The following is a 12487-nucleotide window of genomic DNA, read 5'->3' as shown; positions in this document are numbered from 1 at the left end:
GCGACTGGAACAAGGCGTACCAATCGTCACAGAATGCTCAGCGCCCCCACGCATGGTGTAAAGCCGCAGGTCGCTGTGGCAATTCCTCTTGATTCTATGGTGCACCCCAGGACCCGTCCACAGGGGTGAATATGCCACCAGCGAAATATAGGAGAAACATCGTTTGTTGTGTCGTTGAGGGGTTCCGGGCCGACGTTATGCGCCGCGCTTACCGCTTTCAGGAAGCTCCCAGCGAACGTCCGATTTTGTTCCAGTTACTGGGTACATAGTTAGTAAGGACGAGGACGAAAGGAAGACCCATGACGGAGAACCCAGCGCAGGGCAGTGCACCGGAAAACCGGGAGCCATCCCAGCCCCATGCGACATCCGGCCAGCACAATGATGCCTCCCGGCACAGCGATGACTCACAGCAGCCGCAGCAGCCCGCCTGGAACTCAGGTCAGAAGCAGGGCGACGAGACCGCGGCGCAGCCTGCTACGCCGGCGCAGCCCACTACTCCCTTGCCGGCTTACCAGCCACAAACACAGACCCAGCCGCAGGCGCACACGCAGCCACAAGCACAGTCCCAGCCGTCCTACTACGGCAACCAGCAGCACGACCCGGCCCAGCGCCCCGGCTACCCGCAGCACCAGCCCTTCTACGGCGGCGCCGCGAACCAGCAGGGCAACAACCCCGGCGCCCAGTTCCACTCGACGCAGAGCCAGCACACCCCCGGAGCGCAGGCGGCAAGCCATTCGACGGTAGCCACCAAGCGCAAGCCCGCCTTTGGTGTGGGCACGCTGGTGGCCAGCATGCTCGCAGCGGGCCTGATCGGCGGCGGAGTCGTGGCAGGCAGCAACGCATTGTGGGACAACCCGGCGCCGGCAGCATCCACTGGTGGACAGTCCAGCACCGTCATTGTGAACAACAAGGACGACGTCAACGTGATCACGGCAGCGGCTGCCAAAGCCTCGCCGAGCGTGGTGACCATCAAGGCAACCAGTGGAAACGAAGGCGGAACGGGTTCCGGCATCATCCTGGATGACCAAGGCCATATCCTGACCAACACCCACGTGGTGACCTTGGATGGCGCCACGTCCAATGCCGCCATTGAAGTCCGTACGAACGACGGCAAGGTCCTAAAGGCAACGGTTGTCGGAACAGATCCGCTGTCCGACCTCGCTGTCATCAAGGTCAGCGATGCTTCGGGCCTGGTGCCCGCCACCCTGGGTGACTCCTCCAAGATCAACGTGGGGGACACCGCCGTCGCCATCGGTTCACCGCTGGGCCTGACCGGAACGGTGACGGACGGCATCGTCTCCACGCTGAACCGGACCATCAGCGTTGCTTCGTCGGCAGCGCCGAAGGAGGGTACCGACAGTTCCCAGGGCGGTGACCAAGGCTTTGAATTCGCGCCCCCGAACGGCGGCCAGAACCAGCGTTCTGCCAATGAAGGCTCCATAGCCATCAACGTCATCCAGACTGACGCGGCCATTAACCCCGGTAACTCGGGCGGTGCCTTGGTCAACAGCAAGGGCGAGATCATCGGCGTCAACGTCGCCATCGCCTCCGCCGGCAGCGGCACCTCTGACTCGTCAAGCGGCAATATCGGTGTTGGTTTCAGCATCCCGATCAACCACGCGAAGCGGGTTGCGCAGGAGATTATCGACTCCGGCAAGGCCAGCCACGGGCAGTTCGGTGTCTCGGTCCGGGCCAAGTCCGGCACCAACAGTGACTCCGGATTCTCTGTAGGAGCCGAGGTCGCCTCGGTGACCTCCGGTTCAGCCGCAGCCAAAGCCGGCATCAAGGTGGGCGACGTCGTCACCAAGTTCGGCGACTACGCTGTCAGCGATCCCAACCAGTTGACCGCAGCGGTCCGGGAGCAGCCTGCAGGTGCCAAGGTGAAGGTGACCATCCAGCGTGGTGGCCAGAGCCAGGAAATCGAGGTAACCCTCGACGCCGCCCAGCAGTAGAACCACGGACCAAACCACGACGGCGGCCGTCACCTATGAGGTGAGGGTCGCCGTCGTGCGTCCCGGCTTGGTTCGCGCAAGCGCAACAGGCGTTAACGCTGGGAGTGGTTTTCTGCGGGCAATATGCTTAGCTAGGACGAGCCCACGCGCTGGGCAATTCACGGCCACGCTGTTGCGGTTGGCCGTCCACAAGCATGGAAGGCTGCTTCGAAGACAGTGGAAGAGACATTGAAGATTGTCGTTCTGGTCAAGCACGTCCCGGACGCGCAGTTCGACCGGCACATCACGGGCCCTGCCAACACGACCGATCGTGAAGAAAGCATCTTGTCCGAACTGGACGAGTATGCCCTTGAGGCTGCGCTGCAGTTGGCGGAGGAACGCGGAGGTGCGAAGGCGGGCAACGAGGTTATTGCCCTGAGCATGGGACCGTCCGGGGCCGTCAACGCGGTCAAGAAGTCGCTGCAGATCGGCGCATACTCGGGAGTCCACCTCAGCGATGACGCTCTGGCTGGCTCTGATGCTGCTGCTACTTCGTTGGCACTCGCCGCCGCGATCCGCCACCTTTCCGCCGACGGCCGCCCCGTGGACCTGGTCCTGACGGGCATGGCGTCCACCGATGGCGAGACGTCCCTGATTCCGGCCCAGCTGGCCGAGCGCTTGTCCCTCCCGCAGGTGACCTTTGCTTCCAGCCTTGAGGTGGCCGGTGGCCAGGTGACGGCACGTCGGGACGCAGGCCCGTACTCGGAGACGGTGGAGGCGCCGCTGCCCGCAGTTGTTTCGGTCACCGACCAGATCAACGAGCCGCGCTATCCCAACTTCAAGGGAATCCTGGCAGCCAAGAAGAAGAAGATCACGTCCCTTACCCTCTCCGACATCGGGGTGGATGCCTCGCAGGTGGGCTTGGCCGGATCATGGACCGTGGTGGAGTCCGCCGAAGCGCGGCCGCCGCGCACGGCCGGCATCATCATTACCGACGAAGGCGACGCCGGCATCAAGCTGGTCGATTTCCTCGCCGCCCAGAAGCTGCTCTAAAGGGGACTCCAACCATGGCAAATGCACTTGTTTTCATTGATAACCCGGGCGCCGCTCTGAAGAAGAGCAGCCTGGAGCTTCTCACTATCGCCCGCTCGCTGGGGGAGACCGCCGTCGCTTTCACCGGCGAGTTGAACGACGACGTCGCCGCCACCTTGGGTGCCTACGGCGCCACGACGGTCTACCGCCCGTCGACGGACGACCTTGAGAACTATCTGGTAGGTCCGAAGGCTGCCTATCTTGCCGCGGCTGCGGCAGAGTCCGGCGCCACGACGGTTCTGCTCGACAACTCGCCTGAGGGCAAGGAAATCGCGGGCAGGCTCGGGATCAAGCTGAACGCCGGCGTCATCACCGACGTCGTAGGGGTGGAGGCCGATGGGACTGCCCACAAGTCGGTTCTTGCCGGCTCCTACAACACCTCGGCGAAGGCGACCACTGCCGTGACCGTCCTTTCGGTCAAGGCCAACAACGTCGAACCCGCGCCGTCCGGAGATGCGGGTGTTCCGTCAACCGCCACAGTTGATGTTCCGGCTGATGCCGTTGCTGGTTCCGCCCGTATCACCGCGCGGGCCGAGAAGCCGGTGAGCGGCCGCCCGGACCTCAGCGAAGCCCGGATTGTCGTGGCCGGCGGCCGTGGCGTCGATGGCGACTTTGGTCCTTTGGAAGAGCTTGCCGATGCCCTCGGTGCCGCGGTGGGCGCATCCCGCGCTGCTACCGACGCCGGCTGGATCGGCCACGATGCCCAGGTCGGCCAGACCGGTGTCACGGTATCGCCGCAGTTGTACATCTCCGCTGGTATCTCCGGTGCCATCCAGCAGAAGGCCGGCATGCAGACGTCCAAGGTGATCGTCGCTGTCAACAAGGACGCTGAGTCGCCGGTGTTCGAAATCGCTGACTACGGCATCATCGGTGACCTGTTCAAGGTCATCCCGCAGGCCACGGCCGAAATCAAGAAGCGGAAAGGCTGATCTTGTCCACCGACGATACGTCGACAAAGAGCCCGTTCGATGCCTCCACGGAGCGCGTTGAGCGGGTGCTTTGTTTTACCGCCCACCCGGACGACATAGACTTCGGTGCCGCTGGGACCATCGCGGCGTGGACCGCGGCCGGCGTCCAGGTCAGCTACTGCATCATGACCGACGGCGATGCAGGCGGCTTTGACCCCGCGGACCGTGCCAGGATCATTGAGCTCCGCGCAGAAGAGCAGCAGCGCGCAGCCGCACTGGTTGGCGTCACAGACATCCATTACCTCCACGAGCGCGACGGATACCTGGAACCGTCACACGGCGTCATCCGGCAGGTGGTCAAACTCATCCGTGAAATTCGTCCGGACATCGTGCTCACCATGCACCCGGAGCGCAATTGGGACCGGCTCCAGAAGAGCCACCCGGACCACTTGGCCGCGGGGGAGGCCGTGACCCGGGCTGTTTATCCTGCCGTGGAAAACCCGTTTGCCTACCCTGAGCTGGCCGAAGCGGGCCTTGAAGCCTACAAGCTGCCGTGGCTGTGGTTCATCTCCAGCCCGGAGGCCAGGGAAAACCACTTCGTTGACGTGTCCGGGCACGTCGAAGCCAAGCTCGAGGCCATCCGGGTCCACGCCAGCCAACACCCCGATGTGGCAGGCATGGAACGGGTGGTCCGTGGCCTGATGCTGGCCAATGGAGAGCGCGGTGGACTCCCCGCAGGAGCCAGCGCGGAGGCCTTCCACGTGGTTTCCGTGAACGGCTCCAGCACCATCGCCGGTTTCTGACGTTGCCCTCATGTAACGCGTGTCATATGCTTGACCTCGGTTAAATCATATTTATTTGAGGAAGGCAGACTTTGATGGCGAAGACTGCGCAACAACCCGTGCTGGTGATTATGGGAGTCTCCGGCTCAGGGAAGTCCACCGTGGCAGGCGTGCTGGCCGGCAAACTGGGATGGGATCTGGCCGAAGGCGACGATCTGCACCCTGAAGCGAACGTGGCCAAGATGCACTCCGGGCAGGCGCTCACTGATGAGGACCGCTGGCCCTGGCTTGAGATCATCTCCGGCTGGATCCGGGAACACGTCGACGCCGGCGTGCCCGCGATCATCACGTGCTCTGCCCTGAAGAAGAAATACCGTGACGTGCTCCGTGCCGAAGGCGTCGTCTTTGTGTTCCTGCAAGGCAGTAAGGACAAAATCTCCGACCGTCTTGCCTCCAGGCACGGCCACTTCATGCCGCCGTCCCTGCTCGAATCGCAATTCGAAGCGCTGGAAGAACCCACCGAAGACGAGAACTACATTTCCCTCTGCGTTTCGGCATCACCGGCAGAAGAAGCGGACGAGGTCATTGAACGCCTCGGACTCCGCCCGGTGGCTGGGGACGTAGAGACAGGCACCCTGTGATCGCCCTGCAGGCGGCCGCGGAAGTTCAGGAATGGTCCGGGCACGATACCCAGCTCCTGGTAGTGGCAGCGTTGGGCATCGCCCTGATCGTTGTCCTCATCGCCAAGCTGAAGCTCCACCCGTTCCTGGCCCTGGTCCTTGGCTCCGCTTTCGTTGGATTGGCTTCCGGCGTTGAATTGGGCAAAGTCATCACCAACTTCGAAGACGGTGTGGGAGGCGTCCTCAAAGAGGTTGGTCTCCTGATCGCCCTCGGTGCCATGCTGGGAAAGCTGCTTGCGGACTCCGGTGGGGCCAACCGGGTGGTCGACACCCTGTTGGCCAAAGCGAGCGGCAACAAACTGGTCTGGATGATCACCCTGGTGGCCGTCATCATCGGCTTGCCGATGTTCTTCGAAATCGGACTCGTGCTGCTGCTCCCGGTCATCGTGTTGGTGACGCAGAGATCCAAGATGAAGCTCATGCGGATCGCAATCCCGGCGCTGGCCGGCCTCTCCGTGCTCCACGGACTGGTGCCCCCGCACCCGGGACCGTTGATCGCCATCAGTGCAGTCAAGGCCGAACTGGGAACAACCCTCGGTTTGGGCATCCTGGTGGCAATCCCGACGGTCATCATTTGTGGCCCGCTGTTTTCGAGGCTGGCAGCCCGATGGGTTCCCGTTGATGCCCCCGCCGTAGCCGGTGGCATCGACACCCGCCATTCGGCGGACCTCAGCGAGGTCAAGCGTCAACCGTCGTTCGTGGTCACGCTTCTGACCATCATCTTCCCCGTCGTCCTGATGCTGCTGAAAGCCCTGGGCGGCATCATCTGGCCAAACGCCGAAAGTGCGCCCGGAATCCGGATCTTCTTCGACTTCGTCGGCCAGCCATTGGTGGCCATGACGCTCGCTGTACTGGTGGCCATCGTGACCTTCGGGTATGCGGTGGGCTTCACGGGCAGCAAGATCACGTCCAAGCTGGGTGAAAGCCTCGGCCCGATCGCGGCCATCCTGCTGATTGTGGGTGCCGGCGGTGGCTTTAAGCAGACGCTGATCGGCGCCGGCGTGGGCGACGCCGTGAAGAAGTGGGCTGAAGGTGCCAACATGTCCGTCCTCGTGCTGGGCTTCATCGTGGCCGTAGCACTGCGCTTGGCCACTGGCTCGGCCACGGTCGCAACGGTGACCGCAGCGGGTATCGTGGCGCCCCTTGCCAGCAGCCTCAGCCCGACGCATGCCGCGTTGCTGGCGCTGGCCATCGGTGCGGGGTCGTTGTTCCTCTCGCATGTCAACGATGCCGGCTTCTGGCTGGTCAAGGAGTTGTTCGGACTCACGGTGGGTCAGACCTTCAAGACCTGGTCCGTGATGGAGACTCTGATTTCCGTGGTCGGCTTCGGTTTCGTCATGCTCCTGTCGCTCGTGTTGTAGCTGCAGGAACCGCTTGACACACGAAGACGGCGGCCGTCCCCACAAGTGGGACGGCCGCCGTCGTGCGTTAATCCTCGCCGCTTAGGCGCTGAGGGGCACCACCAGCACCGGCGCGGTGGTCGGGGCACGTGATCCGCCTGCCGGTTCAACCGTTATGGCCACCGACGAGGCCGACGACAAGCCCTTCACCACGGCCGGCTTGGACAGGGTCTGGGCGTCCATGGTGCCTTGGGGAACCGGCGCTGAGCCGTCCTTGGGCAGCGTCCACAGCTGGTAGACCTTGCCTTCCGGGGCAGGTGCAACGCCGTCCATCAGGACCACGAACGAATCCTTGGCCGATGATGCGGAAATCGTGGCAGTACCGCCGCCGGGAACGGACGCTGACTGCTTCTGCACGTCCTGGGCCTGGAGTACCTGGTTGACGGGATCGTTCTGCTCCGCAACGTAGGCACCCACGCCAATGCCACCAAGGGCAATGACGGCTGCCGCTGCGGCGCCGATGATCCAGCGGCGCGCGCCGGACTGCCGACGCTCTTCGCGTTTGGCCCTGGCCGCCGCGAGCTCATCGACGGCGGCAGCCTCCGCCGCCGGTGCGGCCGGATCTGCTGCAGCCGGGGCGGCCGTCTCCTTGGTGATGCGTTCCATGATGTTGTCGAAAAGGCCTGCCGGAGGTTCCTCCTCGGCGGTGAAGCTCACGGCCAATGTCTCGCGTGCCGCGCGCACCCGTTCCAGGAATTCCGGGCCTTCAGGAGCATCCTTGACGTACTGGTCGATCAAGCCGCGTTCTTCGTCACTGAGCGCGTCCAAGGCATAGATTTCGGCCAGCTCAAGGATCCGGCCCTCAGCCAGGTCTGTGGCGATGTCGTTGGCAAACATTCTGCGGATAAAGCCTCCACCGGTGTTTTCAGTCATGTCAGCCCACCCCCAGGCAGGTCTTCAGGCGCAGCAGGCCATCGCGGATGCGCGACTTGATGGTTGGGACTGCGGCGCCAAGGTGTTCAGCCACTTCACGGTAGGTGAGGCCACCGTAGTAGGCCAGGCGGACGGATTCACGCTGGGTGTCCGTCAGGGTACCAAGGCAGCGGCTCACTGCCTCGGCCTCCAGGTTGGTATCTGCTTCCTCCGCAACGAGGTCCCGGTCCAGGTCCTGGCTCGCGGCACCGTACCTGGCTTCCCGGTCGGTTGCGGCCTGGACTGCCCGGACCCGGTCAATGGCCCGGCGATGTGCAATGGTCATGAGCCAAGCCAAAGGAGTTCCAGCGGCCCGATCAAAGTTTGCTGCGCCTTGCCAGACCTGGATGTAGACCTCCTGGGTGGCATCCTCACTGAGATCGGGATCAATGAGTACGCGCCTGGCCATGCCAAAGACGCGCCGGGAGGTCAGTGCGTAGAATTCGGCAAACGCCTGCTGGTCTCCTGCTGCCATGAGTTCCAGCAGGCTGGTCAACTGCGTGTTGAGGTCGCGGGCAGTGCCGGTGGCTTCGAAGACCGGGGGGCCGGGGTTGTTGGGGGTGTCCATTACTGTCCAGCATATGTTGTCCCGTTTGAAACCGTCAGCAGCGGGGGTCGGCGTCGCCAGCGCGGCGGAATGGCCGCGTGTCGTCGTGGCCCTGGTCTGCAACGCGCTCACGGAGGCTCCCTCCAAGAATGTCCTGTGCGGGGTTGTCCCTGCATAAGTCATTCGGTGCTGCGACTGCCGTGGATGGGTTACAGTTTGGCGCCGGCGAACCCGTTCTGCCGCCAGGCTTCGAACACCGCGATCGAAGCGGCATTTGCGAGGTTGAGCGAGCGCAGGGATGGCCTCATGGGGAGGCGCACGCGTGCGGTGACGTGCGGGTCCTGCTTCAGCCACTGGGGAAGGCCCACGGATTCCGGTCCGAACATCAGGACATCGCCTGGGCGGTATTCGATATCCGTGTAGGACGTCTCGCCGTCGGAGGTGTAGGCAAAGACCCTTTCCGGTTGCAGGGCTTCCCAGGCAACCTCGATGTCTTTGTGCACTGTCACCACGGCGAGGTCGTGATAATCAAGGCCGGCCCGGCGCAGCTTGGCGTCGGAGAAATCGAAACCAAGGGGCTCCACCAGGTGCAGCTCGGCGCCCGTGATGGCGGCGAGGCGGATGGCGTTGCCGGTATTGCCCGGGATTTCTGGAGTGTGGAAAAGGATGCGGAACACCGTCCCATCTTAGTCAGCCGCGTGTTGGGCGTCCGACCAGGACCGTGCCGACTAGTGCATGCCCCGAAGCAGCCTGGCCAGCACCGGTACCACCACCGTGTTGGGCGCGGGTCCTGAACTGAGGAATTGCTTGAGGCCCCGGACGAGCCCGGCGCCGTTGACGATTTCAACGGCGCTGCCCGCATTGCCCTTTCCGTACTGGTCGATGACGGGTTCATGCAGGTTGCCGTCCGGTCCGTGCAGGACTACCCAGCCGGTGACGTTCAGCTCCGGGAAGATCTCCTGCATGTGGCGGACAATGTGGGCCAGTTGCGGGGGAGCGACCGAACGGCCGCCATGGCGCAGTGAGTGGCCATCCCAGGCGTACGCGCCTTTGGGCAGCAGCATGGAACCGACCAAGGCCAGCCTGTAACCGGACAGGACCGCGTGGTCGATGTGGTTGTTGTCCGACGGCGAGCGCAGGCCGTTGATCAGCCGGGCGGCCGGTATGGCGGGAAGGATTTGGCGGCTGATGAGTTGGACTGTGCGCATTTCGCGTTGGATCCGGGCCTCAGCCCCGAAGATTCCGCGTTTGCGGGGAAGCCCGTGGACTTGCATGGCCGCCTCCGCCTTCGGGATCAGCGGCACTTCGTTGGGGTCGTCAAAAGCAGGAACGTAGACCGGCGGATCCCCGGCGGTGTTGCGTTGCGTTTGCGGTCGCTTGACGTTGGTTGTCGCTGACGGTGGCGGCGCGGCCGCTCCGGTGTAGTCGCCTGGGCGTGCCTGGGTGCGTCCGGTGGCTCCGGTGGCGTACCGCCGGTCGTATTCGGCCCGGCGCTGGGGATCGATGAGTGTTTCGTACGCGAGGGTCACGCGCCGGAACATCTCGGCCTCGCCGCCGTGATCGGGATGTGCTTTCCGGGCAGCCTTGCGGTAGGCCACTTTGATCTCCTTGTCCGTCGCGGTGACGGCGACACGGAGAACCTGATAGTGCGAACTGCTGCCCTCGGCCAAGCACGGGCCCTTCTCTAAAATGACGGCCGCCCCTATCAGGGCGGTATTGGCAAGTTTATCCAGCCACTATGTGAACGCAGACACCCGGGCACGTGGTTCCCGACTGGCATAATTCGGGCTGTGAATCCTCCGGAACATCCACGGGCCCTCCACGCGCAGGGCAAGATGCTGCTGGCCATCAACCCTGCGGCCTCGTTCGGCCGTTCCCAGGGAGAGGGGGACAGGGCCGCCGGCTGGTTTCGCGCCGCCGGTTGGGTCGTCGTCGTCCTTGAAGCTGATGACTATGAATCGCTGGAGGCGCTGGTGCGGGAGGCCCTGTCCGCCGGTACGGTGGACGCGCTGGTGGTGGCCGGTGGCGACGGCATGGTCCATTTGGGTGTGAATGCGCTCGCCGGGCTGGACGTGCCGCTTGGCATCATCCCCACTGGCACAGGCAACGATGTGGCGAGGCTGCTGGGACTTCCGTTGAACAGGCCAGCTGAAGCTTGCCATCGGATTCTCGACGCATTGCACGCTGGCGGGCGGAGGATCGACGTCGGCAGGGTCAGGGCGGGCGGGCGCATCACCTACTTCGCGGGGGTGCTGTCAGCTGGATTCGATGCCGCTGTCAACGAGCGGGCCAACTCCTGGCGTTGGCCACGGGGAAAGAGTCGGTACAACCTGGCGATGCTGCGGGAGCTTGGTTCCTTTCGGCGTACTGAATACAGGGTGGTTGCCGACGACGTGAGGTGGACCCAGCGCGCGCTGCTGATTTCGGTCGCGAACGGGCAATCAATCGGTGGTGGCATGCGCATCACCCCGGATGCCTTGCCGGATGACGGTTGGCTGGATCTTTTTGTGGTGAAGCCGTTGTCGCGGTTGAGGTTCCTGTCCATCTTTCCGAAGGTCTTTGCGGGAAAGCACACCGGCAGGCCGGAGGTGGAGATCCGACGGGTCCGCACTGTGCGGTTGGAAGCGGAGGGCGTGGTGGCCTACGCCGATGGAGAACGCATCGCACCGCTTCCTCTGGATGTCGATGTCCTGCCGCTGGTCCTTCGGGTGCTTGCATAGGGGCTTCGCCTGGCCCGAGGTCCAGTTGCGTGCCGCTAGACTCAGTCCCGGCAGGCGGCAGAACACGAAGTGGGGAGTAGCAAGTGGCGTTAAGCGCTCGACGGCGGTTGGCAGGGGCCGCTGCGTTGGGAACCGTTGGTTTCGTGCTGGCTGCCTGCAGCGTCAACGTTCCTGACCCGACGGCGCCCAAGCCCTCGCCGTCGGAATCAACCCTCGCAACCCCCACCATCACCCCTGGGCATGATGCCCAAGCCGTGGCCGCTAAGGACCTGCCGCTGACTGCCGGCAGCACCCTGGCCCCCGGCGATCCCGTGACAGTTGCGGGCAAGTTGGAAGAAGTGCCGGGTTGGGCTTTGGTGCACTCCGGTTTGCAGGGCGAGGTCCTGTACAAGAAAACGGACGGGTGCACCCTGGCTGCCCGTGTCAGCGTCAATCAGGGTCCGCTGGTTGTCGCGGGTGATGATGCTGCCTCCACCAAAGCACTCTTTCATTACCTGAATGCGGGAATCGACGTGGAGACGCTGAAGCCGGCGTCGTTGCCGTGGGGCCAGGACTCGGACAAGCCCGGGCACAGCGTGGAGTTCCTGTCCCTCGAGTCTTCCGCGTCTGCCGGCAGCAAACCGCTGGTGGTCTTCGCCAGGCTGTTCAGTGCTCCCGCGTCTTCGGTCTATATTTCCTTGGCTTGCCCGAGTGACGCTGCCCTGGCCGCGGCCCGGGCTGATGTCCAAGCGAAACTCGCGGTGATTCCACCGTCCTGAACGTTGGACGCGGATCCAGAGGCCACTAAAGCAAAGGAACTTGTTTTTAGAGATATCCTGTGGGCATGAGCGCATCCAGTCTTGCCTGGACCCGAAAAATTGCGGCTGTGGCCTCCCTGGGCGACGAACACCGACGCAGGCTTTTCGAGTACGTCCTTGCGGCCCGCGAACCGGTGGGGCGGGATGAGGCCGCGGCTGCCATGGACCTTCCGCGAAGCACGGCATCCTTCCACCTGGACCGCTTGGTCCGGGAGGGAATCCTGAGGGTGGAATTCAGGAAACCCGCCCACAAGGCGGGCCCCGGCTCGGGCCGGCCGGCGAAGCTCTACAGCCCCGATGTCCAGGAAGTAGCTGCCTCCATCCCCGAACGGAACTACGACCTCGCCGGCCACCTCATGGCCGAGGCAATATCGCGCTCCACGGCAGAGGACATCCCGGTGGCTGCGGCCTTGGTTGAGGTTGCCCGTGGCAAGGGGCGGGAGTCCGGAAAGCCTGGAGACCTTCCCGGCGCATTGCGCGACCTCGGGTACGTGCCGTCAGCAGATGACTCCGGCGGGTACCGTCTAAGCAACTGCCCGTTCCACCGGTTGTCGCAAGAGCACGAGGACGTCGTCTGCGCCATGAACGGGGCTTTCCTTCAGGGTATGGCTTCAGCCTCCGGTTCACCGGAAGAATGTGTGGTGCCTGACCCGGGCAGGGGACACTGTTGTGCACGTATCAGCCCTGTGCAGGAGGCCACTGAGTCCTGAGCCTCAGG

Annotated in this window: 13 protein-coding genes; 9 read left to right on the top strand and 4 right to left on the bottom strand. The window is 63.9% G+C overall.

Features of this window, described 5'->3' with window-relative positions; all coding sequences use genetic code 11:
• Positions 1-299: 299 nt before the first annotated feature.
• The 6 genes from PQ627_RS09305 to PQ627_RS09280 all read left to right on the top strand — a co-directional run bounded on the left by PQ627_RS09305 (position 300) and on the right by PQ627_RS09280 (position 6754).
• A complete protein-coding gene (locus tag PQ627_RS09305) occupies positions 300-1952 on the top strand; it encodes a S1C family serine protease (RefSeq protein ID WP_274260308.1) in 1653 nt (550 codons plus the stop codon).
• 228 nt (positions 1953-2180) lie between these two features.
• Entirely contained in the window at positions 2181-2984 is an 804-nt protein-coding gene (locus PQ627_RS09300; RefSeq protein WP_274260306.1) for an electron transfer flavoprotein subunit beta/FixA family protein, read from the top strand.
• 14 nt (positions 2985-2998) lie between these two features.
• Entirely contained in the window at positions 2999-3952 is a 954-nt protein-coding gene (locus PQ627_RS09295) for an electron transfer flavoprotein subunit alpha/FixB family protein (RefSeq protein ID WP_274260304.1), read from the top strand.
• 2 nt (positions 3953-3954) lie between these two features.
• Positions 3955-4734, top strand: coding sequence for a PIG-L deacetylase family protein (locus tag PQ627_RS09290; protein WP_274260302.1), 780 nt, complete (start codon positions 3955-3957; stop codon positions 4732-4734).
• Between the two features lie 74 nt (positions 4735-4808).
• Complete coding sequence (locus PQ627_RS09285) at positions 4809-5354, top strand: gluconokinase (protein ID WP_274260300.1); 546 nt, start codon at positions 4809-4811, stop codon at positions 5352-5354.
• Positions 5351-6754 carry a GntT/GntP/DsdX family permease gene (locus PQ627_RS09280; RefSeq protein ID WP_144659761.1) on the top strand — a complete coding sequence of 468 codons (1404 nt, stop codon included), beginning with the start codon at positions 5351-5353 and terminating at the stop codon, positions 6752-6754. The genes PQ627_RS09285 and PQ627_RS09280 overlap by 4 nt, the downstream gene beginning before the upstream one ends.
• An 81-nt stretch (positions 6755-6835) precedes the next feature.
• Here PQ627_RS09280 and PQ627_RS09275 read toward each other — a convergent pair whose 3' ends face one another.
• The 4 genes from PQ627_RS09275 to PQ627_RS09260 form a co-directional block, all read right to left on the bottom strand.
• Positions 6836-7666: an anti-sigma factor gene (locus tag PQ627_RS09275; protein WP_274260298.1), complete on the bottom strand. Its 831-nt coding sequence runs from the start codon at positions 7664-7666 to the stop codon at positions 6836-6838.
• 1 nt (position 7667) lies between these two features.
• Entirely contained in the window at positions 7668-8273 is a 606-nt protein-coding gene (gene sigK, locus PQ627_RS09270; protein ID WP_337993556.1) for an ECF RNA polymerase sigma factor SigK, read from the bottom strand.
• 188 nt (positions 8274-8461) lie between these two features.
• Positions 8462-8929 (bottom strand): tRNA (cytidine(34)-2'-O)-methyltransferase, encoded by a 468-nt coding sequence (locus tag PQ627_RS09265; RefSeq protein ID WP_274260295.1) that lies wholly within the window; start codon positions 8927-8929, stop codon positions 8462-8464.
• 51 nt (positions 8930-8980) lie between these two features.
• The gene (locus tag PQ627_RS09260; RefSeq protein ID WP_274260293.1) at positions 8981-9922 is read right to left on the bottom strand and encodes a J domain-containing protein; all 942 of its coding nucleotides are present in this window, start codon (positions 9920-9922) and stop codon (positions 8981-8983) included.
• 120 nt (positions 9923-10042) lie between these two features.
• Here PQ627_RS09260 and PQ627_RS09255 point away from each other — a divergent pair, with 120 nt between their 5' ends.
• From PQ627_RS09255 to PQ627_RS09245, 3 genes are all read left to right on the top strand, one after another.
• Positions 10043-10972: a diacylglycerol/lipid kinase family protein gene (locus PQ627_RS09255; protein WP_274260291.1), complete on the top strand. Its 930-nt coding sequence runs from the start codon at positions 10043-10045 to the stop codon at positions 10970-10972.
• A gap of 83 nt (positions 10973-11055) precedes the next feature.
• Positions 11056-11730: a hypothetical protein gene (locus tag PQ627_RS09250; protein WP_274260289.1), complete on the top strand. Its 675-nt coding sequence runs from the start codon at positions 11056-11058 to the stop codon at positions 11728-11730.
• 65 nt (positions 11731-11795) lie between these two features.
• The gene (locus PQ627_RS09245) at positions 11796-12479 is read left to right on the top strand and encodes a helix-turn-helix transcriptional regulator (protein WP_274260287.1); all 684 of its coding nucleotides are present in this window, start codon (positions 11796-11798) and stop codon (positions 12477-12479) included.
• The last annotated feature ends 8 nt before the right edge of the window (positions 12480-12487 follow it).

This window comes from Paenarthrobacter sp. AB444, from assembly GCF_028736865.1.
GTDB lineage: Bacteria > Actinomycetota > Actinomycetes > Actinomycetales > Micrococcaceae > Arthrobacter > Arthrobacter nicotinovorans_B.
Note: the sequence above shows the minus strand (reverse complement) of the source record. Positions and strands in the feature narration are given on the sequence as shown.